The 25,876-nt window shown below is 71.5% G+C and carries 23 protein-coding genes, 1 pseudogene and 1 riboswitch; of the genes and pseudogenes, 18 read left to right on the forward strand and 6 right to left on the reverse strand.

The genetic code is table 11. The features are described 5' to 3' along the window. Positions 1–13 precede the first annotated feature (13 nt). On the forward strand, positions 14–1,711 hold the full coding sequence (locus tag ACFY3I_RS22185; RefSeq protein WP_390862077.1) for a flavin monoamine oxidase family protein: 1,698 nt from the start codon (positions 14–16) through the stop codon (positions 1,709–1,711). Here the strand turns inward: ACFY3I_RS22185 and ACFY3I_RS22190 are convergent. From ACFY3I_RS22190 to ACFY3I_RS22200, 3 genes are all read right to left on the reverse strand, one after another. Continuing rightward, the gene (locus tag ACFY3I_RS22190; RefSeq protein WP_390862078.1) at positions 1,708–2,637 is read right to left on the reverse strand and encodes an LLM class F420-dependent oxidoreductase; all 930 of its coding nucleotides are present in this window, start codon (positions 2,635–2,637) and stop codon (positions 1,708–1,710) included. The two genes, ACFY3I_RS22185 and ACFY3I_RS22190, sit on opposite strands and share 4 nt — an antisense overlap. Positions 2,638–2,732: 95 nt before the next feature. Beyond that, positions 2,733–3,419, reverse strand: coding sequence for a DUF5995 family protein (locus ACFY3I_RS22195; RefSeq protein WP_390862079.1), 687 nt, complete (start codon positions 3,417–3,419; stop codon positions 2,733–2,735). A gap of 93 nt (positions 3,420–3,512) precedes the next feature. Next, positions 3,513–4,895 (reverse strand): uracil-xanthine permease family protein, encoded by a 1,383-nt coding sequence (locus tag ACFY3I_RS22200; RefSeq protein WP_390862080.1) that lies wholly within the window; start codon positions 4,893–4,895, stop codon positions 3,513–3,515. A 174-nt stretch (positions 4,896–5,069) separates the two neighbouring features. Here ACFY3I_RS22200 and ACFY3I_RS22205 point away from each other — a divergent pair, with 174 nt between their 5' ends. After that, on the forward strand, positions 5,070–6,338 hold the full coding sequence (locus tag ACFY3I_RS22205; RefSeq protein WP_390862081.1) for an alginate lyase family protein: 1,269 nt from the start codon (positions 5,070–5,072) through the stop codon (positions 6,336–6,338). Between the two features lie 87 nt (positions 6,339–6,425). Continuing rightward, complete coding sequence (locus ACFY3I_RS22210; protein WP_390862082.1) at positions 6,426–6,884, forward strand: acyl-CoA thioesterase; 459 nt, start codon at positions 6,426–6,428, stop codon at positions 6,882–6,884. Here the strand turns inward: ACFY3I_RS22210 and ACFY3I_RS22215 are convergent. Beyond that, positions 6,844–8,058, reverse strand: a complete 1,215-nt coding sequence (locus tag ACFY3I_RS22215) for an MFS transporter (protein WP_390862083.1) — start codon at positions 8,056–8,058, stop codon at positions 6,844–6,846. The two genes, ACFY3I_RS22210 and ACFY3I_RS22215, sit on opposite strands and share 41 nt — an antisense overlap. Before the next feature lie 123 nt (positions 8,059–8,181). On the opposite strand from ACFY3I_RS22215, the gene ACFY3I_RS22220 reads away from it, so the two are divergent. From ACFY3I_RS22220 to ACFY3I_RS22280, 13 genes and pseudogenes are all read left to right on the forward strand, one after another. Then, entirely contained in the window at positions 8,182–9,462 is a 1,281-nt protein-coding gene (locus ACFY3I_RS22220) for an ROK family transcriptional regulator (RefSeq protein WP_390862084.1), read from the forward strand. Between the two features lie 262 nt (positions 9,463–9,724). After that, positions 9,725–9,855, forward strand: a riboswitch (FMN riboswitch). Between the two features lie 156 nt (positions 9,856–10,011). Continuing rightward, entirely contained in the window at positions 10,012–10,617 is a 606-nt protein-coding gene (locus ACFY3I_RS22225; protein ID WP_390862085.1) for a riboflavin synthase, read from the forward strand. Next, positions 10,614–11,264: a nicotinamide riboside transporter PnuC gene (locus ACFY3I_RS22230; RefSeq protein ID WP_390862086.1), complete on the forward strand. Its 651-nt coding sequence runs from the start codon at positions 10,614–10,616 to the stop codon at positions 11,262–11,264. The genes ACFY3I_RS22225 and ACFY3I_RS22230 overlap by 4 nt, the downstream gene beginning before the upstream one ends. Next, on the forward strand, positions 11,261–12,610 hold the full coding sequence (locus ACFY3I_RS22235) for a bifunctional 3,4-dihydroxy-2-butanone-4-phosphate synthase/GTP cyclohydrolase II (RefSeq protein ID WP_390862087.1): 1,350 nt from the start codon (positions 11,261–11,263) through the stop codon (positions 12,608–12,610). Before ACFY3I_RS22230 ends, ACFY3I_RS22235 begins: the two co-directional genes overlap by 4 nt. 22 nt (positions 12,611–12,632) lie before the next feature. Beyond that, positions 12,633–13,118, forward strand: coding sequence for a 6,7-dimethyl-8-ribityllumazine synthase (gene ribH / locus ACFY3I_RS22240; protein ID WP_365294363.1), 486 nt, complete (start codon positions 12,633–12,635; stop codon positions 13,116–13,118). Positions 13,119–13,152: 34 nt separating this feature from the next. Next, positions 13,153–13,425, forward strand: a complete 273-nt coding sequence (locus ACFY3I_RS22245; RefSeq protein WP_030946750.1) for a phosphoribosyl-ATP diphosphatase — start codon at positions 13,153–13,155, stop codon at positions 13,423–13,425. A 47-nt stretch (positions 13,426–13,472) separates the two neighbouring features. Further along, complete coding sequence (hisG, locus tag ACFY3I_RS22250; RefSeq protein ID WP_365294361.1) at positions 13,473–14,330, forward strand: ATP phosphoribosyltransferase; 858 nt, start codon at positions 13,473–13,475, stop codon at positions 14,328–14,330. A gap of 14 nt (positions 14,331–14,344) precedes the next feature. Then, on the forward strand, positions 14,345–14,800 hold the full coding sequence (locus tag ACFY3I_RS22255) for a PH domain-containing protein (protein WP_365294359.1): 456 nt from the start codon (positions 14,345–14,347) through the stop codon (positions 14,798–14,800). Between the two features lie 256 nt (positions 14,801–15,056). Further along, a complete protein-coding gene (locus ACFY3I_RS22260) occupies positions 15,057–16,385 on the forward strand; it encodes a hemolysin family protein (protein WP_390862088.1) in 1,329 nt (442 codons plus the stop codon). Continuing rightward, positions 16,382–17,467: a hemolysin family protein gene (locus tag ACFY3I_RS22265; RefSeq protein ID WP_390862089.1), complete on the forward strand. Its 1,086-nt coding sequence runs from the start codon at positions 16,382–16,384 to the stop codon at positions 17,465–17,467. Before ACFY3I_RS22260 ends, ACFY3I_RS22265 begins: the two co-directional genes overlap by 4 nt. 301 nt (positions 17,468–17,768) lie before the next feature. Beyond that, entirely contained in the window at positions 17,769–18,551 is a 783-nt protein-coding gene (locus tag ACFY3I_RS22270; RefSeq protein WP_390862177.1) for an aldo/keto reductase, read from the forward strand. 83 nt (positions 18,552–18,634) lie between these two features. Continuing rightward, entirely contained in the window at positions 18,635–19,654 is a 1,020-nt protein-coding gene (locus ACFY3I_RS22275) for an aldo/keto reductase (protein WP_390862090.1), read from the forward strand. Between the two features lie 56 nt (positions 19,655–19,710). Next, positions 19,711–20,062 (forward strand): annotated as a pseudogene (locus ACFY3I_RS22280) (SRPBCC family protein). A 64-nt stretch (positions 20,063–20,126) separates the two neighbouring features. On the opposite strand, the gene ACFY3I_RS22285 reads toward ACFY3I_RS22280, so the two are convergent. Together ACFY3I_RS22285 and ACFY3I_RS22290 are read right to left on the reverse strand one after the other, a co-directional pair. Further along, complete coding sequence (locus ACFY3I_RS22285) at positions 20,127–21,986, reverse strand: AAA family ATPase (RefSeq protein ID WP_365294346.1); 1,860 nt, start codon at positions 21,984–21,986, stop codon at positions 20,127–20,129. 428 nt (positions 21,987–22,414) lie between these two features. After that, the gene (locus ACFY3I_RS22290) at positions 22,415–23,035 is read right to left on the reverse strand and encodes a uridine kinase (RefSeq protein WP_390862179.1); all 621 of its coding nucleotides are present in this window, start codon (positions 23,033–23,035) and stop codon (positions 22,415–22,417) included. Positions 23,036–23,306: 271 nt separating this feature from the next. Here ACFY3I_RS22290 and ACFY3I_RS22295 point away from each other — a divergent pair, with 271 nt between their 5' ends. Both ACFY3I_RS22295 and ACFY3I_RS22300 read left to right on the forward strand, forming a co-directional pair. Further along, complete coding sequence (locus tag ACFY3I_RS22295; protein ID WP_390862091.1) at positions 23,307–24,257, forward strand: hypothetical protein; 951 nt, start codon at positions 23,307–23,309, stop codon at positions 24,255–24,257. Between the two features lie 86 nt (positions 24,258–24,343). Then, positions 24,344–25,798, forward strand: coding sequence for an amino acid permease (locus ACFY3I_RS22300; RefSeq protein ID WP_365294406.1), 1,455 nt, complete (start codon positions 24,344–24,346; stop codon positions 25,796–25,798). Positions 25,799–25,876: the final 78 nt, after the last annotated feature.

Raw genomic sequence — 25,876 nt, forward strand, 5'->3', positions numbered from 1 at the left:
GAGTCCGTACCCCATGACGTCCACGGTGCCCAACGCCGTCGAGCACGCCGACGAACAGCAGCCGCCGATCACCATGTTCGGGCCGGACTTCCCCTACGCGTACGACGACTTCCTCGCCCACCCGGCGGGCCTGGGCCAGATACCCGCGACCGAGCACGGCACCGAGGTCGCGGTCATCGGCGGCGGCCTGTCCGGCATCGTGGCCGCGTACGAGCTGATGAAGATGGGCCTGAAGCCGGTCGTGTACGAGGCCGACAAGATCGGCGGCCGGCTGCGGACCGTCGGCTTCGAGGGCTGCGAGCCCTCGCTGCGCGCCGAGATGGGCGCGATGCGCTTCCCGCCCTCCTCCACCACGCTGCAGCACTACATCGACATGGTGGGACTGGAGACCCGGCCCTTCCCCAACCCCCTCGCGGAGGCGACCCCTTCGACGGTCGTGGACCTCAAGGGCGAGTCGCACTACGCCGAGACGGCCGCCGACCTCCCGCAGGTCTACCGTGACGTCGCCGACGCCTGGAACAAGTGCCTGGAGGAGGGAGCCGACTTCTCCGACATGAACCGCGCGCTGCGCGAGCGGGACGTGCCGCGCATCCGGGAGATCTGGTCCCGGCTGGTCGGGAAGCTCGACAACCAGACCTTCTACGGCTTCCTCTGCGACTCCGAGGCCTTCAAGTCCTTCCGGCACCGCGAGATCTTCGGCCAGGTCGGCTTCGGGACGGGCGGCTGGGACACGGACTTCCCGAACTCGATCCTGGAGATCCTGCGGGTCGTCTACACCGAGGCCGACGACCACCACCGCGGCATCGTCGGCGGCAGCCAGCAGCTTCCGCTGCGGCTCTGGGAGCGCGAGCCGCAGAAGATCGTGCACTGGGAGTACGGCACCTCGCTCGCGAAGCTGCACCGGGGCGGCGAACCGCGCCCGGCCGTGACCCGGCTGCACCGCACCACCGGCAACCGGATCACGGTGACCGACGCGGCCGGTGACATCCGCACGTACCAGGCGGCGATCTTCACCGCCCAGTCCTGGATGCTGCTCTCGAAGATCGCCTGCGACGACTCGCTGTTCCCGATCGACCACTGGACCGCGATCGAGCGCACCCACTACATGGAGTCCTCGAAGCTGTTCGTCCCGGTCGACCGGCCGTTCTGGCTCGACAAGGACGAGGAGACCGGCCGGGACGTCATGTCGATGACGCTCACCGACCGGATGACCCGCGGCACCTACCTCCTCGACGACGGCCCGGACCGGCCGGCCGTCATCTGCCTCTCCTACACCTGGTGCGACGACAGCCTGAAGTGGCTGCCGCTGTCCGCGAACGAGCGGATGGAGGTGATGCTGAAGTCGCTGGGCGAGATCTATCCGAAGGTCGACATCAGGAAGCACGTCATCGGCAACCCGGTGACCGTCTCCTGGGAGAACGAGCCGTACTTCATGGGCGCGTTCAAGGCCAACCTGCCCGGCCACTACCGCTACCAGCGCCGCCTGTTCACGCACTTCATGCAGGACCGGCTGCCCGCGGACAAGCGGGGCATCTTCCTCGCCGGCGACGACATCTCCTGGACGGCCGGCTGGGCCGAGGGCGCCGTCCAGACCGCGCTGAACGCGGTCTGGGGCGTCATGCACCACTTCGGCGGCACGACCGACGCGTCCAACCCGGGCCCCGGTGACGTCTACGACGAGATCGCGCCGGTCGAGCTCCCCGAGGACTAGACCCCGGCCGCCCTGGCCTTCTCGTACACCTCCGCGGCGACCTCCTTCAGTTCCTGGGCGTCCCGCGGAGTGGTCTGGAGGTCCACCAGGATCTCGTCGAGACCGACCGCCGCGTGCGCCACCAGGTCCTCCACGATCTGGTCGGCGCTGCCCTGGAAGGGCTGGCGGTCGGGGCCGTCGTAGGGCTTCGCCGTGTGGACGGCGTTGACCCGCACGACCGTCCGGATCGGTTCCGTGCGGCCGCGTTCGGCCGCCAGGTCCTGCAACTGCCGCCACTGGGCGGCGAGCTGATCGGCGCCCATGCCCACCGGCAGCCAGCCGTCGGCGTGGTCGACGAGCCGCCGCAGCGCCTTCCCGCCGCCCGCGGCCAGCAGGACCGGGATCGGCCTTGCGGGCTTGGGGCCGACCACGGCGGAGGCGATCTTCGTCACCAGCCCGTCGTACTTGACCGGGTCCGGGCCCCACACGGCCCGGCACACCCCGATCAGTTCGTCGAGCACCTTGCCGCGCTCCTCGAACGGCCTGATCCCGGCGGCCGCGTACTCGTCGAGCGACCAGCCGGTGCCCAGGCCGGCGACCACCCGGCCGCCGCTGGCGGCGTCCAGCGAGGCCAGGGACTTGGCCAGTTGGAAGGGGATGTGCAGCGGGGCCACCAGCACACTGGTGCCCAGCCGTGCCCGCTCGGTCACCGCGGCGGCGAGGGCGAGCGTGACCAGCGGTTCGGCCACGTTCCGGTACGAGTCGGGCCAGGGGAGTCCCTCGACGTTGTACAGGCCCTGGGTGGCGGGTTCCGGGAAGAGGGCCCGCTCGAAGACCCACAGGCTTTCGTAACCGATCCGCTCGGCGGTACGGGCCACGTCGGGGACGTCCGTGCCGATGGAGTACTGCCGCATCTGGGGAAGGCCGAGGCCGAGCCGAGTGGTCATTCCGGTTCTCCTTCGCAGTCGGGTCGTGCCGTCAACGTATGGTGATCGCCGGGTGATTCCGAGGCGGCTCGCACGCCGATCGGATCAGGCCACCCTCAGCCGGACAGCGGGGTGAGCAGCATCCGGCCGGCCAGCCCCACGGCCGCGTCCAGCCGCTCGGTGAACTCCTCGGCCAGGTCGCCGAACCGGCGCAGCGCCCACAGCGCCCGCGCCGCCGACCAGGTCGCGTCCCGGGCCCGCTCCAGGCTCCAGGAACCGAGCAGATGGGTCAGCGGATCGGCGATCTGGAGGAGATCCGGACCCGGCATCAGATCCTCGCGGATGCGCTCCTCCAGTGAGACGAGCAGCTCGCCCACACGGTCGAACTCGTCCTCGATCTCGGCTGGTTCGCAACCGAGCTCCCGGCAGCTGTCCACCACGGCCAGCGCCAGGTCGTGCCCGATGTGCGCGTTGATGCCCGCGAGCGCGAACTGCAGCGGCCGGACACCCGGGTGCCGGCGGAGCTGGAAGAGCGGGCGCCAGCAGGCGGGCGGACGGCGGCCGTCGTCCGCCGCGTCCACGGCGGCCAGGTACCGCTGCGCGAACCGCACGTCCAGCGTCGCGGCGGCCCCGGGGTCCGCGAACCGGCCCGCGTACAGACCCCGTTCGACCTCCTCGGTGACCGCGAGGTAGACGCGGTTGAAGACCGCGACCCCGTCCCGCCCGGGCAGGGCCGCGTCCAGCGCCCGCATCCGGGAGACGACGGTGTTGACCGGAAGGGTGAGGTGTTCCGACTGCGCCATGGGGGAAGCGTCCCAGCCCCGGACCGGCGGGCGGGCCGACGGGCCCGGCGCTTCCCCGAAACGGGGGACGGAGGGCTCCGTCCCGGTGTGCGGCTACTGCGGGCTGGTCTCGTCGTAGGAACTGGTGCCCTCGTCGAGGAGGGGCTCCTGCGCCTTGAGGTGGGCGGGGGCGAAGGCGCGCAGGGTGTGGTAACCGACGATGACGACCAGCGTGCCGAGGGCGATGCCGCTGAGGGAGAAGGTGTCGGTGAACCTCATGCTCACGTTGCCGACGCCGATGATGATGCCCGCGGCGGCCGGGACCAGGTTCAGCGGGTTGCGCAGGTCGACCTTGGCGTGCAGCCAGATCTGCGCGCCGAGCAGGCCGATCATGCCGTAGAGGATGACGGTGATGCCGCCGAGCACCCCGCCCGGGACGGCGGCCACGACCGCGCCGAACTTGGGGCAGACGCCGAAGAGCAGCGCGAAGCCGGCCGCGGCCCAGTAGGCGGCGGTGGAGTAGACCCGGGTCGCGGCCATCACGCCGATGTTCTCGGAGTACGTGGTGTTGGGCGGGCCGCCGACCGCGGTGGAGAGCATGGAGGCCACCCCGTCCGCCGAGATCGCCGTGCCGAGCCGGTCGTCGAGGGAGTCGCCGGTCATCTCGCCGACCGCTTTGACGTGTCCGGCGTTCTCCGCGACCAGGGCGATCACGACCGGGAGGGCGACCAGGATCGCCGACCACTGGAAGGACGGTCCGTGGAAGGACGGCAGCCCGATCCAGTCCGCCCGGCCGACGCCCGAGAGGTCGAGGCGCCAGTGGTCGGTGACCTTGCCGCCCGGGCCGGTGGAGTGGATCCGGCCGAGGATCCGGTCCAGGGCCCAGGACAGGACGTACCCGAAGACCAGGCCGAGGAAGATCGCCACGCGTGACCAGAAACCACGCAGACAGACGACGGCCAGACCGGTGAAGGCCATCACCAGCAGGGCGGTCCACTGGTCCTGGGGCCAGTAGGTGGAGGCGGTCACCGGGGCCAGGTTGAAGCCGATCAGCATCACGACCGCGCCGGTGACGATCGGCGGCATCGCGGCGTGGATGATCCGGGCGCCGAAGCGCTGGACGGCCAGGCCGACCAGGAAGAGCACGGCACCGACCACGAGGACCGCGCCGGTCACGGTGGCGCTGGTGCCGCCCTGGGCGCGGATGACGGCCGCGACCCCGACGAAGGACAGCGAGCACCCCAGGTAGCTGGGGACCCGGCCCCGGGTCGCGAGCAGGAAGATCACGGTCGCGACACCGGACATCATGATCGCGAGATTCGGGTCCAGACCCATCAGTACCGGGGCGACGAAGGACGCGCCGAACATGGCGACCACGTGCTGGGCGCCCAGCCCGATCGTGCGGGGCCAGGAGAGCCGTTCGTCGGGGCGTACCACCGCTCCGGGCGCGGGCGTGCGCCCGTCTCCGTGCAGTTTCCAGCGCACGCCGAGATCCATGATGGGGGTTCGCTTTCTTCGAGGTGCTGTGCAGCCGGCTTCGTACGTGAAGACGGTCCGGACCATTGTCACGGCTACCTGGCCGTCCTACGCTCACACGGTCCCACTCGTGAACCTCGTTCATATATCTGATTTGCGACTGCTTCCCGTCTGTTCGTCCGATCGGAGTGCTCGATGAGTGGAAGATCCCGCGCGGCCGTCGTCCTGACGGCACTGGCGGCCATCGGGGCCGTCCTCGTCCCCTCCGCCCACGCGACCGCGAGGGCCCCGAAGGCCCCCGACACCGCCGTGCTCGACGGTGCCCGCCTCCAGCGCACCAAGGCCCGACTCGACCACGGCGACCCCCGGCTGCGCCGTACCGTCGCGGTCCTGACGAAGCGTGCCGACGCCTGGCTGGACCAGGGTCCCTGGACGGTCGTCGACAAACCGAAGCCCGCCCCCGGCGGCGACGTCCACGACTACCTGAGCCAGGCCCCCTACTGGTGGCCCACCACCGCCCCCACCGCCGGCAACCCCTGGGGCTGCCCCTACGTCCAGCGCGACGGGGTGCGCAATCCCGAGGTCGACACCGGAACCGACCGCCAGGACGTGGAGAAGGTCTTCGACTCGGCCTACGACCTCTCCCTGGCCTGGTACTACACGGGCGCGCGGCGGTACGCCGAGAAGGCCGGACAGGTGCTGCGCACCTGGTTCCTCGCCCCGGCGACCCGGATGAACCCGAACCTCGACCACGCCCAGTTCATCCCGTGCAAGTACGACGGCCGCGCCATCGGCGTCATCGACTTCTCCCAGTCGTACACGAGCGTGGTCGACGCCCTGGCCGTCCTCGCCACCGGCGCACCGGGCTGGAGCGCCGCCGACCGGGCCGGGATGCGCGACTGGAACACGGACTTCCGCGACTGGCTCCGGAACAGCGCCTTCGGCAAGGAGGAGGGGGCCGCCGCCAACAACCACGGCACCTTCTACGACATGCAGCTCGCCGCCCTCGCCTACGCGACCGGCGACCGGGCACTGGCACGGAAGACCGTGCTGGACGCCCGGGCCCGGCGGATCGACCCGCAGGTCGCGGCCGACGGGAGCCAGCCGCAGGAGCTGGCCAGGACCAGGAGCTGGCACTACTCGACCTTCGACCTGGTCGCCTACACCCGGCTCGCCGCCATCGGCCGGCACGTGGGGGTCGACCTGTGGACCTACCGGGGACCGGACGGGCAGAACCTGTTCAGGGCCGTCGACTTCCTGCTGCCCGCCGCGACCGGAGCCACCGCCTGGCCCTATCCGGAGCTGGAGTTCCACCGCTACGCCGCGTCCGACGTCGTCCACGCGGCCGCCGACGCCGGGGACAGGGCGGCCCGGCGGGCGGTACGACGGCTGGAGGCGCCCCCCGGCGGGGACCTCTGGGCGCTGCGCCCGGCCGCCGAACAGCTGGACTCGATCGCGGGCTGAACCCGCCGGTGGGGCTTCTGAGCGCTCGCTTAGACTGGCGGGAGCTGAAGGTCAGCGACATGCCAGCAACGCCCAGGAGCCCCACCCGTGACCGCCGAAGCCCCGACCGCGCCCGCCCTGTCCTACGGACGGCTGATCCCCGTCACCGTCCACTTCGACGACCTGGACGCGCTCGGGCTGCTCCACAACGCCCGCTACCCGGTGATGGTCGAGCGCGCCTGGGCCGAGCTGTGGCAGGGGCACGGCTTCGCGTTCGAGGGCGACTGGGCCGCGGCCGAGGACGCCTGCAACGCGGTCAAGGAACTCCGGATCAGCTACGAGGCGCCGGTCACCCGGCCGGGCACGTACGCCGTCCACCTCTGGCTGGAACGGCTCGGCAACACCGGGCTGACCTACGGCTTCCGGTTCTCCTCGGCGGACGGCCGGACCACCTACGCGTACGGCACCCGGGTCCTGGTCCGGCTGGACGCGGCCACCCTGCGCCCGGCCCCCTGGAGCGATCGCTTCAGGACCGCGGGCCGGGAACTGCTGCGGCCGGCGGACTGACCTCGGCCCGCGCGCCCCGCTCCCCGGCCCGCAGCACCCCCGCGAACCCCACCAGGCCGCAGGTGAGCACCGTGACCACACCGAACGACACCACCAGGCTGGTCGCCTGGGCCACCCCGCCGATCAGACTGGGGGCGACCAGGCCCGAGGTGTAGGTGATGGTCGCGACGCCCGCGATGGCCTGGCTCGGGTTCGGCCCCGCGTGCCCGGCGGCCGCGAAGCACAGCGGTACGACGACGGCGATGCCGAGACCCATCAGCGCGAACCCGGTCATCGCCACCGCCGGATGTCCGGCCAGGACGATCAGCAGGCCGCCGATCGCGGCCAGCACCCCGCCGCCGCGCACGGTGCGCACCGCGCCGAATCGGTTCACCACCGTGTCCCCGCAGATCCGGGCGACCGCCATGGTCAGCATGAACCCGGTGGTGGTGGCCGCGGCGAGCCCCGCCGAACTGTCCATCCGGTCGCGCAGGAACACCGCCGACCAGTCCAGGCTCGCCCCCTCCGCGAACACCGCGCAGAAGCCGACCGCGCCGATCAGCAGCGCCGACCGGGGCGGCAGCGCGAACCGCGGCGGCGGTTCCTCGTCCTCGGCGGGCTGCACGTCCAGCACCCAGCCGGCCGCCAGGACGCCGAGCACGGTCAGGGTGGCGGCTGCCAGCGCGAAGTGCAGCCGGGCGTCCGAGCCGAGGTGCGCGGCGAGGGTGCCGGCCGCCGAGCCGATCAGCGCGCCCGCGCTCCACATGCCGTGCAGCCCCGACATGATCGACTTCCCGAGCAGCCGCTCCACCTCGACGCCCAGCGCGTTCATCGCGACGTCGGACATGCCCGCGCTGGCGCCGTACACGAACATGGCCAGGCACAGCGTGTACAGGTTCGTCGCCAGGGACGGCAGGACCAGCGACAGCGTCCACATCGCGATCAGCCCGCGCAGCGCCGTACGGCTGCCGAAACGGTGGCTGATCCGGCCGGCCAGCGGCATCGAGCAGGAGGCGCCGAACGCGGTGAAGGCGAGCGCGAAGCCCAGCTGCCCGGTGCCCAGGCCGGCGTGTTCCTGGATCCAGGGGACCCGGGTCGCGAACGAGCCGGTGACGGCACCGTGCACGGTGAACACGGCCGCGACGGCGTACCGCGCCCGCTTCACCTCGTGCCGCTCGTGACCCACGTCTTTCATGGTCCTGCCCCTCCCCGGGTGGGTACCGCCCCGCTGTCGCGCCGTAAACTATCAGGGACCCTTCCTGATAGATAGGGAGCGATACGGCCGTCCGGGCCGGACCGATCTGGGAGGATGCCCGTCATGCCCGCATCACCGAGCACCGCCCGGGCCATCAACGACCGGCTCGCGCTGACCCTGCTCCAGCGGGAAGGCGCGCTGACGGCAGGGCAGTTGAAGCAGCTCACCGGGCTGTCCCGGCCCACCGTCGCCGACCTCGTCGAGCGGCTCACCGCCTCCGGCCTGATCGCGGTGGTCGGCGAGTCCGGCGAGCAGCGCCGGGGGCCGAACGCCCGGTTGTACGGCATCGTCGCCGACCGCTTCTGCCTGGCCGCCCTCGACGTCCGTACCGAGAGCGTCTCGGTGCTGGTGTCCGACCTGGTGGGGCGGGTGCTGGCGGAAGGGTCGGTGCCGGTCGGGCCGGAGGCGGGGGAGACGGCGGCCGTCGAGCGGGCGGTGGAGCTGGTCGAGCGGACCGCCAAGGAGGCGGCGGCCTCCGGAGGCGGGCGGCTGCACACCGTCGGCATCGGGGCGCCCGGGCTCGTCGACCCGGCAGGCGGCGAACTCCGCGACACGGCGGGCCTGCCGGCCTGGCACCGCCGGCTGGTCGCCGCCGTGCAGGAGCGGTTCCCCGAGGCCCGGGTCAGCGTGGAGAACGAGACCAACCTGGCCGCCCTGGCCGAGCAGCGCGAGGGCGTCGCCCGCGACCGGGACACCTTCGTGCTGCTCTGGCTCGGGCACGGCTGCGGCGCCGCCGTCGTCCTGGACGGCAGCCTGCGCCGGGGCGCCTCCGGCGGCACCGGCGAGATCGGCTTCCTGCCGGTGCCGGGCACCGGAGCGCTCCCGTCGGCGACGGACTGCACGGGCGGCTACCACTCCCTGGTGGCGGCGGCCGCGATCGCCGAACTCGGCGCCGAACACGGCCTTGCGCCCGCCGGGTCGACGGGCCCCGAGCCCGCGGCGGCCGCCCTGGTCAGGGAGGCGGTCCGAGGCGCGGGGGAGTCGGCGCCCCGAAGGGGCGCGGGGAACTGCGCGACCGGTCACGACGGACCCGCGGACGACCGTCCACCCTCGCCGGTGTCTCCCGGGACCCGCTTCCTCGACGCCCTCGCCGACCGCGTCGCCGTGGGTGTGGCCGCCGTCGTGGCGGTCCTGGACCCCGGCCGGGTGGTCCTCGGCGGCGAGATCGGCGCGGCCGGCGGCACCGCGCTGGCCGCCCGCGTCGAGGGGCGGCTGCGCCGGATGTCCCCGCTGGCCACCGAGGTCCGGGCGAGTGCCCTCGGCGGCGGGGCCGTGCTGCGCGGAGCGCTTCTGACGGCGCGGGAGCGCGCGCAGGACGAACTGTTCGCACCGCGGGACCGCTGACCCGGCAGCCCGTTGGGCGACCCGGCGACGGGCAAGGGCCGTCGTCACCGCCGCCGGGCCCGCCCGAACGATAAATGGACTAGACCAGTAGGGTCAAGAGCTGCGGATCAAGTCAAGTTGCCTGGTCCGGGGGGTAGTTGGGTGCCCGCTACGCATATGACGGCCCGTCGGGGAAGTCCAGCGACACGGTCTGTGAGGCAACCCACACGCTTCCCTTGAATGGACCACCCCCGGGCGTGGCAGACTGGCCGTGTACCAGAAGCAGCGCACTCCGGGGTCGGTGAAACTCCGAACCGGCGGTTACAGTCCGCGACCCGTCCGCTTCCAGCGGCCGGTTGACCAGGTGAAATTCCTGGACCGACGGTTAAAGTCCGGATGGGAGGCAGTGCGCGGCGGGCGAGCATGTATCCGTGCGCGCCGCCGTATCTGGTCCCGTCCGTGATGGGCGGGGCCCTGTCGGCGTCGTTCCCGGTGTGCTCTTCCGTCCTTTCTGTCGTTCTTCGACAGGCCCCGGAGTCCGTGCCCCAATGAGGCAGGAGGACCCGGGAAGTGTTCACCGGAATCGTCGAAGAGCTGGGTGAGATCACCGCCGTCGAGAATCTCGGCGACGCCTCCCGTTTCCGGCTCCGTGGCCCCGTCGTGACCGAGGGCGCACAGCATGGCGACTCCATCGCCGTGAACGGGGTCTGTCTGACCGTCGTGGAGCACGAGGGCGACGAGTTCACCGCCGACGTCATGCAGGAGACCCTGAAGCGCTCCTCCCTCGGCGCGCTCGGTGTCGGCTCCCGCGTCAACCTGGAGCGCCCCACCGCCGTCGGCTCCCGGCTCGGCGGCCACATCGTCCAGGGCCATGTCGACGGCACCGGTCAGGTGCTGTCGAGGACCCCGTCGGAGAACTGGGAGATCGTCAGGGTCTCGCTCCCCGCCGACCTCGCCCGCTACGTCGTGGAGAAGGGCTCCATCACCGTCGACGGCATCAGCCTCACCGTCGTCGAGGCCGGCCCCGACTACTTCACCGTCAGCCTCATCCCGACCACCCTCGACCTGACCACCCTCGGTCTCAAGCAGGCAGGCGACCCGGTCAACCTGGAGGTCGACGTCGTCGCCAAGTACGTGGAGCGGCTGCTCGCGAGCTCGCGGGGAGCGGGCAAGTGAACTGGCTGAACTCCGAGGCCTTCGCCCTGTTCGGCCAGCACATCCTGTGGTCGGACATGATCGGCAACATCCTCGGCCTGGCCGCGCTCGCGCTCGGCTGGCGCCGCAACCTGTCGAGCTGGCCGGTCCAGTTCGCCTCCGGCCTCATCCTCTTCGGCGCCTTCTACGGGCACCTGACCGGCAGCGCCGGCAAGCAGGCCGTCGTCATGGCCGTCGCGCTGTACGGCTGGTGGCGGTGGAACCGCGACCGGAGGCGGGCCGGTGACGGCGGGGACGGGCACATCACCCCCCGGTTCGCCACCTGGCGCGAGCGCGGCGCGATGGTCGCCGCCGCGGCCGCCGGCACCGTCGCCGTCGCCCTGCTCTTCAAGGCGTACCCGTCCCTGTCCTGGGACCCCTGGCCGGACGCCTACATCTTCGTCGGCACCGTCGTCGCCATGTACGCCCAGGCACGCGGGATGGTCGAGTTCTGGATCGCCTGGCTCCTGGTCGACCTGGTCGGCGTCCCCCTCAACTTCGCCAACGGCTACGCCTTCTCCGGCTTCGTCTACGTCATCTACGGCGCGCTCGTCCTGTGGGGCATGCGCGACTGGTGGCTGCGCTCCCGCCAGGGCACGCGGCCCGCTCTCGAAGGAGCCCCCGCATGACCGCCCTCCCGTCGCCCGCCGCCGCCCCGAACGAGACGCTCCGCGCCGTCCCCCGGGTCCCGCCCGTCCTTTACAGCGCCGATGGCGTCGAGGACCTCACCCTCGACACGGTCGAGCAGGCCGTCGCCGACATCGCGGCCGGCCGCCCGATCGTGGTCGTCGACGACGAGGACCGCGAGAACGAGGGCGACCTCGTCGTCGCCGCCGAGATGATCACCCCCGAGATCGTCGCCTTCATGATGAGCGAGTGCCGCGGCCTGATCTGCGCGCCCATGGAGGGGGAGGAGCTGGACCGGCTCCAGCTGCCGCAGATGGTCGGGGACAACACCGAGTCCATGAAGACCGCGTTCACCATCTCCGTGGACGCGTCCGGCGCGCACGGCGTCACCACCGGCATCTCCGCCGCCGACCGCGCGACCACCCTGCGGCTGCTCGCCGCCGGGGACGCCGGGCCCGCGGACTTCGTCCGCCCCGGCCACGTCTTCCCGCTGCGCGCCCGGCCCGGCGGTGTCCTCACCCGCAACGGCCACACCGAGGCCGCCGTCGACCTGGCCCGGCTCGCCGGCCTGCGCCCGGCCGGAGCCATCGTCGAGATCGCGGGCGAGGACGGCCGGATGCTCCGCCTCCCCGAGCTGATCCCGTTCGCCCGCAAGCACGGTCTGACCATCATCTCCATCGCGGACCTGGTCGCCCACCGCCGTGCCGCCGAGCCCACCGTCCACCGTGAGGCCGAGGTCAACCTGCCCACCGGGCACGGCACGTTCACGGCGTACGGCTACCGCTCCGCCACCGACGGCGTCGAGCACGTCGCCCTCGTCCACGGCGAGATCGGCGACGGCGAGGACGTGCTGGTCCGGGTCCACTCCGAGTGCCTCACCGGGGACGTCTTCGGCTCCGCCCGCTGCGACTGCGGTCCCCAGCTGGACGCGGCCCTGGACCGCGTCCAGGACGAGGGCCGGGGTGTCGTGGTCTACCTGCGCGGCCACGAGGGCCGGGGCATCGGGCTGCTGTCCAAGCTCCGCGCCTACGAACTCCAGGAGCGCGGCCGGGACACCCTCGACGCCAACCTCGAACTCGGGCTGCCCGCCGACGCCCGCGACTACGGCGCCGGCGCCGAGATCCTGGCCGACCTCGGGGTGCGCAGCGTGCGCCTGATGACCAACAACCCCGACAAGAGCGACGCGCTGCTCAGCCACGGCCTCAAGATCAGCGGCCGGGAGCCGATGCCCGTACAGGCGGGCGAGCACAACCTCCGCTACCTGCGCACCAAGCGGGACCGGATGGGCCACGACCTGCCCTGGCTGGACACCCCGTCAGGGGCGACGTCCACCTGCGGCAACCAGTAAAGAAACAGCACTGAGGAGAGACGTGAGCGGCAAGGGTTCACCGGAGTTGACCGTGCGCAATGTCAGCGACCTGCGGGTCGCCGTCATCGCTGCCCAGTGGCACGAGAAGGTGATGGACGGTCTGGTGGACGGCGCCCTGCGCGCCCTGCACGACCTGGGGATCGACGAGCCGACCCTGCTGCGGGTCCCCGGCAGCTGGGAACTCCCGGTCGCCGCCAAGGTCCTCGCGGGCCGCGGCTACGACGCGGTGGTCGCCCTCGGTGTCGTCATCCGCGGTGGCACCCCCCACTTCGAGTACGTGTGCCAGGGCGTCACCCAGGGCCTCACTCAGGTGTCCGTGGAGACCGGTGTCCCGGTCGGTTTCGGCCTGCTCACCTGTGACAACGAGGAGCAGGCCCTGGACCGGGCGGGCCTGGAGGGCTCCAACGAGGACAAGGGCCACGAGGCGGTGACGGCGGCGGTCGCGACGGCGGCCACGCTTCGCTCGGTATCCGAACCCTGGCACTGAGCGACGCGGCGTTTGGCGTAGTCTGGCGCTCACCATGTCCAACAAGACTTTCGAGGAGCTCTTCACCGAGCTCCAGCACAAGGCCGCCCACGGCGACCCCGCCACCTCCCGTACCGCCGAACTGGTCGGGAAGGGGGTCCATGCCATCGGCAAGAAGGTCGTCGAAGAGGCCGCCGAGGTCTGGATGGCCGCCGAGTACGAGGGCAAGGAGGCGGCGGCCGAGGAGATCTCCCAGCTGCTGTACCACGTCCAGGTGATGATGGTCGCCCGCGGAATCTCGCTGGACGACGTCTACGCCCACCTGTAGAAACCTTTCCGACAAAACCGCCTTTTCGAGCAAAGGAAGCCGACCTCATGCTGCGCATCGCCGTCCCCAACAAGGGTTCCCTCTCAGGACCTGCGGCGGACATGCTGCATGAGGCCGGCTACCGGCAGCGCCGGGAGTCCAAGGAACTCCGCGTCATCGACCCGGTCAACGACGTCGAGTTCTTCTACCTGCGCCCCCGGGACATCGCGATCTACGTCTCCTCGGGACGCCTCGACATCGGCATCACCGGCCGTGACCTGCTCGTCGACTCCGGCGTCCACGCCGAGGAGATCCTGCCGCTCGGCTTCGCCCGCTCCACCTTCCGGTTCGCCGCCAAGCCCGGCGCGGCCGACGGCCTGCCGGACCTGACGGGCAGGACGGTCGCCACCTCCTACGAGGGCATCGTCGCCAAGCACCTGGCCGACAGCGGCGTCGACGCCTCCGTCGTCCACCTGGACGGCGCCGTCGAGACCGCCATCGAACTCGGCGTCGCCGAGGTCATCGCCGACGTCGTCGAGACCGGCACCTCGCTGCGCAACGCCGGCCTGGAGGTCTTCGGCGAGCCGATCATGACCTCCGAGGCGATCGTCATCCGCCGGGCCGGCGCCCACGCGGAGGACCCCGCCGAGCCGAAGGTCCAGCAGTTCCTGCGCCGCCTCCAGGGCGTCCTGGTCGCGCGGACCTACGTGATGATGGACTACGACTGCCGGGTCGAGCAGCTGGAGAAGGCCGTCGCCCTCACCCCGGGCCTGGAGTCCCCGACCGTCTCCCCGCTGCACAACGAGGGCTGGGTCGCCGTCCGTGCCATGGTCCCGACCAAGGACGCGCAGCGGATCATGGACGACCTGTACGACATCGGCGCCCGCGCCATCCTGACCACGGCCATCCACGCCTGCCGCCTCTGAAACGCCTGCGAGAGATGTCCGAGCTCCCTTCCCTTCCCGTCACCTTCCGGCCGGGCCTGACGCGCGTGATCCTGCTCACCGCGGGCGCCGCCATGTTCGTCACGATCTCCGCGGTCGCGCTGCTCCTCGAGCAGCTCGGCCCGGGCGAACAGCTCAGCTTCGTCCTGACCGGCGCGCTGGTCTTCTGGGCGCTGGCCCAGCTGGCCCGGGTGAAGGTGGTCGCCGACGAGTCCGGTGTCACCGTCGTCAACATCGCCAGCAGGCGGCGTCTGGCGTGGGCGGAGATCGTCCAGGTGAACCTCCGCCCGGGTGACCCGTGGGTGTTCCTGAACCTCAGCGACGGCACCAGCCTGCCCGCGCTCGGCATCCAGCCGGGCATCGCCAAACGGCACGCCATCGCCGACGCCAGGGCCCTGCGGGCCCTCGCCGAGGCCCACGCGGTGCACGACCCCGAGCAGCACCAGGGCTGAGATCACGCAACTTCGGGGCCGCCTCGGGGTCGTCCACCCTGCCCTTGTGGGCCAGGTCTTGATTAATCTGTTGGCGGAGGCTTTTCACGTCCCGCCTCCACCCCTGTCGCGCGCCCCGCGCACAGGGGTTCCTGCTACCCGAGGAGTGACCCTCTCCGGCGATGGACGGATCGTCCTGTAGTACCTGCGCCGCCCCCTCCCGACATACCGCGGACCGTCCGGTCGATGTCCGCGAGGCTTCGGAGGCGGCGGCATCATGACCACCCCCCTGCTGCTCCTGGCAGCCGCGTTCCTGCTCATCCTCGCCAACGGCTTCTTCGTGGCCGCGGAGTTCGGCCTGGTGACCGTGGAGCGACCCGAGGCCGAGAAGGCCGCCGCCGACGGCGACAAGCGCGCCGGTACGGTCGTGGAGTCGCTGAAGGAACTCTCCTTCCAGCTCTCCGGCACCCAGCTCGGCATCACCATCACCTCGCTGGTCGTCGGCATGCTCGCCGAACCGGCACTGGCCGCGCTGCTGCACGGCCCGTTCACCGCGATCGGCCTGCCCGACGGCGCGGTCTCCGGCATCTCCGTGATCGTCGGCATGCTGCTGGCCTCGGCGATCCAGATGGTCGTCGGCGAACTCGTGCCCAAGAACTGGGCGGTCTCCAAGCCGCTCACGGTCGCGCGCTTCGTCGCCGGCCCGCAGGCCCGTTTCTCCCGCCTGTTCCGCCCGGTCATCGCCGCGCTGAACACGGTCGCCAACCGGCTCGTCCGCGCCCTGGGCGTGGAACCCGCCGAGGAACTGGCCTCCGCCCGCACCCCGGGCGAGCTGGTCTCGCTGGCCCGGCACTCCGCGCAGGCCGGCGCCCTGGAGCAGGACACGGCCGACCTGTTCGTCCGCACCCTGTCGCTGGGCGAGCTGACCGCGCAGCACGTCATGACCCCCCGGGTGAAGGTCAGCGCGCTCCAGGACTCGGCGACCGCCGAGGACGTGGTCAACCTCACCCGGGCCACCGGTCTGTCCCGTTTCCCGGTCTACCGGGAGAAGATCGACGAGATCGTGGGCATGGCGCACCTCAAGGACGCCCTGGCCGTCTCGGTCCACGACCGGCTGCGCACACCCGTCGGGCGCATCGCCCGCAAGGCGCTGCTGGTGCCCGAGACCCTGCCGGTCCAGCCGCTGCTCGCGCGGCTCCGCTCCGAACAGCCCATCGCGGTCGTCGTCGACGAGTACGGCGGCACGGCCGGGGTGGTCACCCTGGAGGACATCGTCGAGGAGCTCGTCGGCGAGGTCCGTGACGAGCACGACAGCCCCGACGCGCCGGAGCTCGCGGCCGCCCCGCCGCAGGACGGCAGACCCGCCTGGGACGTCGACGGCAGTGTCCGCGTCGACATCCTGCAGCGGATAGGCCTGGACGTGCCCGAGGGCCCGTACGAGACGGTCGCCGGCCTGGTCGCCGACCTGCTCGGCCGGATCCCGGCGCCCGGTGACCGGGCCGAGCTGCCCGGCTGGCGGCTGTCGGTCCGCCGGGTCGGCCACTACCGCGCCGAGCGGGTCCGCCTGGTCCGCATGGCCCCCGCCGTCGCGGAGGCGGTCCGATGAGCGTTCTGCAACTGGTCTTCGCGGCCCTGCTGGTGCTCGCCAACGGCTTCTTCGTGGGCGCCGAGTTCGCCCTGGTCTCGGTCCGGCGCAGTCAGATCGAACCGCTGGGCACCGCCAGGGCCCGTCAGGTGCTCTACGGTCTCGAGCGCCTCCCGCAGATGATGGCCGCCGCCCAGTTCGGCATCACGGTGTGTTCGCTGACGCTGGGCGCGGTGGCCGAGCCGACCGTGGCGCACCTGCTGGAGCCGCTGTTCGAGGCGGTACGGCTGCCGGAAGGGGTGATCCATCCGCTGGGCTATGTGATCGCGCTCGCCGGAGTCGTCTTCTTCCACCTGGTCATCGGTGAGATGGTGCCGAAGAACATGGCGATGGCGGCGCCCGAGAAGGCGGCGCTGTGGCTGAGCCCCGGCCTGGTGGCGTTCGCCCGCGTGTGCCGGCCGATCACGGTCGCCCTGGGCGCCCTGGCCCAGGGCATCCTGAAGCTGTTCCGGGTGGAGCCCAAGGACGAGGTCGAGGCCGTCGTCACCAGCGAGCAGCTCAACCGGCTCCTGGAGGACTCCGGGCAGGCGGGCCTTTTGGACCCCGAGGAGCAGGAGCGGCTGGAGGACGCGCTGGAACTGGGCTCCCGCCCGGTGACGGACGTGCTCCTGCGACGGGAGTCCCTGATCACGGTTCCGCCGTCGGTCACCCCGGGCCAGATCGTGGAACTGACCGCCCGTACGGGTTACTCCCGCTTCCCGGTGGCCGCCGAGGCGGGTGCGTTCATGGGCTATGTGCACGTCAAGGACGTGCTCGACCTGGAGGACTCGGACCGGGCGGTGCCGCAGCAGTTGTGGCGTCCGATGACGACTCTGCGGGCCGAGCTGCCGCTGGACGACGCGCTCACGGTCATGCGCCGGGCGGCGACGCATCTCGCGCAGGTGGCCGACGCCCATGGCCGGGTGCTGGGGCTTGCGGCGCTGGAGGACGTGCTGGAACTGCTGGTGGGCGAGGTGACGGACCCGGCGCACCGGGAGGAACGGCCGGCGAGGCCGCCCGAGCCCCGGGCCAGCGGAGAGCCCGAGGAAGTGACGGTGGGCTGACGCCGTCGGAGGGCCGCGGGACCGGTGACGGCCGGTCCCGCGGCCCTTTTCGTTCTCTCCTCGAACTCTCCGTTCTCCTGGCTGTGCGTGCGCCGCTATACCGCGTTTGCAATTAATCGGCGTCTGCAAGTAATGTCGTCGACGGCACCGCTGACCGCGCGCCGACGCCGCACACCACGGACCATCGACTACGGAGCCGTGGATACGCACCCCGTTGCCCGCGGCGGCCGGCGAGATCGACAAGGACAGGGAGAACCTCGTGACCTCCATCCCCGCCGTCACCCTCAACAACGGCGTCACCATGCCGCAGCTCGGCTTCGGCGTCTTCCAGGTACCCGACACGGAGACCACCGCCGCCGTGACCGGCGCCCTGCGGGCCGGCTACCGCAGCATCGACACCGCCGCGATCTACGGCAACGAACGCGGCGTGGGCCAGGCCCTCGCCGACTCCGGGATCGCCCGTGACGAGCTGTTCGTCACCACCAAGCTCTGGAACAGCGAGCAGGGCTACGACAGCACGCTCGCCGCCTTCGACGCGTCCCTGGACCGGCTCGGCCTGGACCACGTCGACCTCTACCTCATCCACTGGCCGACCCCGGCCCGTGACCTGTACATCGACACCTGGCGCGCGCTGGAGAAGCTGTACGCCGACGGGCGCACCCGGGCGATCGGCGTCTCCAACTTCCAGCCCGCGCACCTGGAACGCCTGCTCGGAGCGGCCTCCGTGGTCCCGGCCGTGAACCAGGTCGAGCTCCACCCGGGCCTCCAGCAGGCCGCGCTGCGCGAATTCCACGCCCGGCACGGCATCGCCACCGAGGCGTGGAGCCCGCTCGCCCAGGGCGCCGTCCTCAAGGACGAGACGATCACCTCGATCGCCGCCGCGCACGACAGGAGCCCGGCCCAGGTCGTCCTGCGCTGGCACCTGCAGATCGGCAACGTGGTCATCCCCAAGTCGGTCACGGACACCCGTATCCGCGAGAACTTCGACGTGTTCGGCTTCGAGCTCACCCCTCAGGAGATCGAGGCGATCGGCGCGCTCGACCGCGGCATGCGCGCGGGCCCGGACCCCGACACCCTCAACTAGCCACGCGACGGGCGACGTTCGCCCCGCTCGCGATGCCCCCGACCTCGTACCCCCCACGCCGCAAGACAGATTGAGGCACCACCATGAGCATCCGCTCCTTCCTGCCGGACCGCATCGGCTTCGGTACCGCGCCACTCGGCAACATGTTCCGCGCCATCCCCGACGACGAGGCCGCAGCCACCGTGCAGGCCGCCTGGGACCAGGGCATCCGCTACTACGACACCGCGCCCCTGTACGGCGCGGGCCTGGCGGAACTCCGGCTCGGCGACGTGCTGGCCGGCAAGCCGCGCGACGAGTACGTGCTGTCCACCAAGGTCGGCCGGATCGTCCTCGACGAGGTCGAGGACCCCGCGAGCCGGGAACTCGGCGAGAAGGGCGCCCTGTTCGAGCACGGCCGCCCCAACAGGATGGTCAACGACTACAGCGCCGACGCGACGCTGCGCTCCGTCGAGGACAGTCTCAAGCGCCTGCGGACCGACCGCCTCGACATCGTCTGGGTGCACGACGTCGCCCAGGACTTCTACGGCGACGAGTGGGTCGGCGTGTACGAGAGCGCCCGCACCGGCGCGTTCCGCGCCCTGACCCGCCTCCGGGAGGAGGGCGTCATCAGGGCCTGGGGCCTCGGCGTCAACAAGGTCGAGCCGCTGGAGATGACACTGGACCTGGAGGAACCGCGCCCCGACGCGTTCCTGCTGGCGGGCCGGTACACACTGCTCGACCACTCCCGCGCCCTGCAGCGGCTGCTGCCCGCCGCGGTCGAACAGAACGTCGACATCGTCGTCGGCGGCCCCTACAGCTCCGGCATCCTCGCCGGCGGCAGCCACTTCGAGTACGCCGAGGCGCCCGCGCACATCGTCGAGAAGGTCGGCCGGATCAAGGCGCTCACACAGCGGCACGGCATCGGCATCAAGTCCGCCGCCCTCCAGTTCGTGCTGGCCCACCCGGCCGTCGCCGCGGCCATCCCCGGCGCGACCAGGCCCAGCCGCATCGCCGAGGACCTGGCCGCGCTCGTCGAACCCGTCCCGTACGGCTTCTGGAAGGCCCTGCGCGAGCAGAAGATCATCGCGCACGACGCCCCGGTCCCCCTGGGGGACGCCTCGTGACCGCAGCGGCCCGCGTCACCCTCGACGCGCGGCAGTCCGCCGAGCGGGTCTGGCGGCTGAGGCTTCGACTCGCTGCCCGACTGGTTGCCGTACATCGCGGAGAGCCGGCCGAGCGAGGGCGGTCGGCTGCGCACCCTGACGAACGCCGAGGGCGGGGTCATCGTCGAACGCCTCGAAGCCTTCGACGAGGCGGCCCGCAGCTACTCCTACTCGATCGTGCGGGCCCCGTTCCCCGTCACGGGGTACCGATCCACGCTCCAGGTCGTCGACCGCGGCGGCGAGGGGTGCCGGGTGGAGTGGTCGGGCACGTTCACCGCGGACGGCGTCACCGACGCCGAGGCGGCCGCGCTCTTCGAGGGCATCTACCGGGACGGCCTGGCCGCCCTGGCGGAGACGCTGACCACCTGACCGGGGGCGGGGGAGCGGCACGGACCGGGCGGGCGGGCCGGGACCTCGCGGTCCCGGCCCGCCGCTACATCCCGGCCGGATCCTGCGGCCCGCGCCCCGACAGCACCTCGCCGTACGCCTGCATCAGGTCCGGCAGCCGTAACGTCGCCAGGTCGTCCCGTGAGAGCGCCCCGGGATACACCGACAGCCGCAGATCCCGGTAGGCGCAGCTCTTCTCGTACAGGGTCCGCAGGAACCGCCCGTTGCCCAGCTCGTCGATCCACCCCTGGTCGACCACGTGCCCGGCGATCGAGCGCAGCTCCTCCAGCGCCTCCTCGTCCCATGCGTCGCCGTTCTCCCCGGCCAGCACCTCGCCGATCGAGGTCAGTTCCAGCGGACGGTAGGAGGGGAAGTCGACGCGGGTCGTGAAGCGCGAGGAGAGCCCGGGGTTGGCGGCCAGCAGCCGGTCCATGCCCTCCGGATAGCCGGCCAGGATCACCACCAGGTGGTCGCGGTTGTCCTCGGCCCGCTTCAGCAGCACCTGCAGGGCCTCGTCGCCGTACGCGTCACCCTTGCCGTAGCCGGAGTTGGACAGCGAGTAGGCCTCGTCCACGAAGAGCACCCCGCCGATCGCGGAGTCGATCAGTTCGTTGGCCTTCACCGCGGTCTGGCCGAGGTACTCGCCGACCAGGTCGGCCCGCTGCGCCTCCACCAGGTGGTCGCCGCCGAGCAGCCCCAGTGCGTAGAAGACCCGTCCGAGGATCCGGGCGACCGTGGTCTTCCCGGTGCCCGAGGGGCCGGAGAAGACGAAGTGGCGCTTCGGCGGCTGCACCGGCAGCCCCTGCCCGGCCCGCAGCCGGGCCATGTTCAACTGCGCGGACAACGCCTTGACCTGCCGCTTCACCGGCTCGAGACCGACCATGCGCTCCAGTTCGGCGAGCGCCTCCTCGAGTAACGCGGGGTCGGTCGGACCGGCCGGCAGCGGAGGCGAGGCCATGACCTTCTCGCGCACCGCCGGATCGACCACCGAGGGCATCGCCCCGGCCGGCGGCTCCGCGTCCCCGAACCGCAGATCGCGGCCCTCCGCGCCGAAGAGCGGGTCGAGCAGGTCCGACCCGTCCACGACGTCCTGGCCCGCGCCCGCCAGCGTGATCGCCGCGAGGTCGGCACTGTCGTCGTACCCGTCCCCCTCGGCGATCGCGGCCAGCCGTGCCGAGGTGTCCATGAACGCGGGGTCGACCCGGTGCACGGCCCGGTACAGGGGGAGCGCGGCGGCACTGCGCCCGGTGCCCTCGTGCGCCCGGGCCAGCCAGTAGCGCAGCTCCTTGCGCTGCGGCTGCTCGCTGCGGCAGCGCATCAGGGCCGCGGAGAGCAGTGGTTCGGCCTGGCCGTACGTCTCTAGGCGGACCCGGGCCATGCCACCGAAGAGGCCGGCCTCGATGCCCAGCATGGGATCGTCCAGGAGCGGGTCGGTGTGCCGAACCAACTGCTCCCAGTCCTTGACCAGATAGGCCCGGCAGGCGTGCAGGAAGCGGACCTGCGGGTCGGCGTCGACCGGCGGCAGCCCGGCGAGCGCCCGGTCGAGCTCCGGGACGTGCCGGCCGTCCAGCCAGTGCGAGGCGTGGGCGAGCAGCAGATCCCGCGGGTTCTCGAGAACCGGCTGCACCCACCAGCCGAGCCAGTACCAGGAGTTGAGCGCGCGGCGGTGCCGGGCGCGCTGATCTCCGAAGCGGTCCCGGTGCCGGAACATCCGCAGCAGCGCGGTCGTCGTGTCGACGCGCAGCGCGTGCAGGCCGAGCCAGGCGTCGGCCATCCCGGGATCCATCCGTACCGCGGCGCGGAACTCCTCCTCCGCCTGCGGATAGGCGCCCATCGTGTAGGCGTCCACACCTCGCAGCCAGGCGAGGTCGGCCGGGGCCTCGGGGCCCCGCGTGCCGAAATCCATCACGTCCCCCACAAACCGTGCCCGTGGTTGGCCCCCGGGCTCCCCCCGATGGCCGCAGTTGGTCGAACCGCTGTGCCGCGGACCGGAGTTGCAGGTGCGCGAAGCAGCCGTTCGAAGGTCGCACCGAGGGCATCGTACCTGCGGTCCCACCGCCCGCCGAAGGGTGCCGCACAGGCCGTTTGACGAGGTGGGAGCAGACGGGGCGCACACCGCGCGGTGACCGAGGGTGAGCGGGGAGGTGCGCGCGTCGCGCGCAAAAGGGATAAAGGGTAGAACGAAGCCCCCGATCACGGGGGAACAACCGGGGGCTTCGCGTCTGCGGGGCGGCTCCCAGGGGCCGCTCAGTGAGAACGTAAGTCCTGTACGACCCTTGGGTCAAGCCGAGTTGAGGTACTGAGGCAACTTCTTTCGGGCTCGTCTTCACGAGTTCAGCACATCGCCGACGGTCCCTCACGGTGAGTGACCGTGTGGTCCGGTCCAATCGTCGTCACGGGTCCCGGAAGTACCTTGTACCCCTTCTGTGACTGTGTCACCAGGAGATCGGAGTACGGCCTCGAGGGGTCCCCGTCGAAGTGCGCGCGTTCCGCCCCGACCCATCCGTCCCAGAACTCCCGCTGTTCCGCTCCGTCGCGCAACCTGCCCCGCGTCCAGGACTCCTCCCGCGGCACCTCCATCCACAGCAGTCGCGCCAGGAACGGGCGCAGGGCTCGGCGGCCGGCGCCCACCCCCTCGACGAGCACCACGGGGGCGGGCGGCAAGGGCCGGGGCGGGCCGAAGCCGCGGGTGCGCCAGTCGTAGGGCGTGTAGTGGGCGGTCTCGCCGCGGCCGAGCGGCTCGATCACCTGGGTCAGGAGCCGGCCCGTCCAGGCGAACAGCTCGTCGTGGCTGGCGATGTCGTCGAGGTGGAGCACCGGCGCCCCGCCCAGCGCGGCGGCCAGCCGCCCGGTGAAGGTGGTCTTCCCGGAACCGGCGTGTCCGTCCACGCCGACGAGGCGGACCGGGCCGCAGGAGGGAGGCAGGGCCCGGAGGGCCGAGGCGAGACGGTGAATGACGATTCCCGAGGTGTGCCGAGGTGTGGTGTGGTGTCGCGCGGTGTGGGGTGTTTTCCCGAAACATTCTAGTAGTGCGGTGCATAGCGGGCGTTCCCGGGCCCTGGGAAAGTAGCGGCTTGAACTGATTTCGAGCCGTTCTCCGGTGCCCTCGTCAATATTTCGACCCGCTGACCGTTATGTCGAAATCAGACGTTCCCGGTGCGGCCGCCGCTGAGTAGGGTGTTTTCAGCGCGACTGCGACGCGTCGCACGGGGACGGACAGGGGAAGATGGCCGCGGAGTTATTCGAGGGGCAGTACGTATGGCATCCGGCGGCCGATGACCGCTTGCTCGCGAGCGTGTGCGTGGACGTGCGCGCCGGGAGATATCGCAGCGCCGACGAGGCCCTGATCGAGACCCGCGCCGACTTCGCCCTGCGCGCCCACCGTTCCCTGGTGCTGGCCTCCGAGGCGGCCGGCACCGACCTGGTCGAGCGCTGGCTGGCCGAGGAACCGGGCCCCGAGTCCGCGCTGATGTGGGCCCGGGTGGCCGTGCAGCGGGCGATCCGGGCGGCCGACGCCCACGACGAGCGCGCCGAGGCGCTGGAGCGGATCGCCCTCGCCGCCTGCGACCGGGCCTCGGCCGTGAACCCCGCCGATCCCACGCCGTGGGCCGCCAAGCTGGCCATGGCCCGGCTGCACCGTCCGCACGACGCGGCACCGAGCGGCCTGCTGACCTCACCGCCCGGGCCCTGGCGGCTGTTCGCGCACACCCTCGACCTCGACCCCTGGCACCGGGAGGCCCACCACCGCTTCCTGTCCTTCTTCTTCACCCGCCACGGCGGGTCGGTCAACGCCGCCTGGGACGTCGCCGCCTTCCTGGCCCAGCGCGCCCCCGCCGACTCGGCGATCCGGCTGCTGCCCCTGGTCGCACTGGTGGAGAGCCACAACCCCACCCAACTGCTCGCCGAGCGGGTCTGGGAGCAGCCGCAGTGGCGCGCCACCGCGCTGTCGAACTACCACAACTGGCTGCCCGCCACGGCCGGATATCCCTTCACCCCGGTACTCGACCTCGCCTACCTCGCGCACGCGCTGGTCATGGCCCAGTGCCAGTTCGAGGCCCGGGCGGTCTTCACGGCCATGGGCCGGTACGCCTCCCGCATGCCGTGGAGCGTCTTCGGCGAGCCCGCCGAGCAGCTCTCCCGGGCCCGCCGCGCCTGCGGCCTGCCCGTCCCCTCGTAGCGAGACCCCCCACAGAGAAAGGCCGGTACGTGTCAGAGCGCACAGCGGACCCCGTCACCCTCGACGACGACGCGACCCTGCACGCGATGGGATATCCGCGAAAACTCACCCGCCGATTCCAGGCGTTCGACAATTTCGCCATCTCCTTCACCATCATCAATATTCTCTCCGGAATCTTCTCGTCCTTCGGGTTCGGCATGAACGCGGGCGGCCCCCGCATTCTCGTGTTCGGCTGGATCGGCGTGTGCGTGATGGTGCTGTGCATCGGTGCCGCCATGGCGGAAGTCGCCTCCGCCTTTCCGACGAGCGGCGCCCTGTATTTCTCGGCCGGTAAACTCGCGAAACGGCACAAGGGGGCCTGGTCCTGGTACACGGGCTGGCTGAACTTCGTGGGCCAGATCGGCGGCACCGCGGCCACCGGTTACGCGGCGGCCACCTTCATCCAGGCCTTCGTCGCCCTGCAGTGGCCCTCGTACACCCCGACGGTCCACCAGACGGTCCTGATCACGGCGCTGATCATCGTGGTCCAGGGGCTCGCCAACACCTACACCGTCCAGCTCGTGGCCGTACTGAACCGGATCTCCGTGTGGTGGCTGCTGATCGGACTCGTGGTGATCGTGAGTACACTGGTGGTGATGCCCGCCCAGCACCAGTCGGCGTCCTTCGTGACCCATTTCGTGAACAACACCGGCTTCACCAACGGCCTTTACGGCGGGATGCTCGGCCTGTTGGTCACCAGCTGGACCTTCACCGGCTTCGACGGCAGCTTCCACATGTCCGAGGAAACGGTCCAGGCGACCGTGAACGCCCCCAGGGGGATCATCCGCTCGATCGGCTATTCGGCGATCACGGGCCTCGTGCTGATGCTCGCGCTCGTGTACAGCATCGGCGACTACGCCAAGGTGGCGGGCTCTTCCGCGCCGCCCGTGCAGATCCTCATCGACGGACTCGGCATGGGCTGGGCCAAGGCGATGCTGCTCGTCGTCATCGGCGCCATGCTCTTCTGCGGCCTCGCCAACCTCACCAGCAACACCCGGCAGATCTTCGCCTTCTCCCGGGACGGCGCCATGCCCGGCTCCCGCCTGTGGCACTCGGTCTCGCCCCGCACCCGTACCCCCGTCAAGGCCGTGTGGCTCGCGGTCGCCTGTTCCCTCGCCCTGATCGTGCCGGGCTGGTGGTCGCACACGGCGTTCACCGCGATCGTCAGCGTCAACGTCGTCGGGCTGTTCCTCGCCTACGCCGTACCGGTGTTCCTGAGGCTGCGCCTCGGCGACGAGTTCCGGCCCGGGCCGTGGAACCTCGGCCGCTGGAGCCGGCCGGTGGGCTGGCTGGCGGTGACCTGGATCCTTCTGAGCAGCGTCCTGTTCATGCTTCCGCAGGCCTCGCCGATCACCGTCGACACCTTCAACTACGCGCCGATCGCCCTGGCCGTCGTCCTGATCGTGGCCACGGCCTGGTGGTTCGCCACCGCCCGGCGCCGCTTCCAGGGCCCGGTCAGCTACGGCCGCCCCGACGAGGTGGCCGCGATGGACCTCGTCTGACGCCTGTGAGGACGGGCCCCGGCGCCGGGTGCCGGGGCCTTCCAGCGGACCAGACCAATATTGGTGGGCGTGGCATCG

The organism is Streptomyces sp. NPDC001068, assembly GCF_042897315.1.
In the GTDB taxonomy this organism is placed as follows: Bacteria; Actinomycetota; Actinomycetes; order Streptomycetales; family Streptomycetaceae; genus Streptomyces.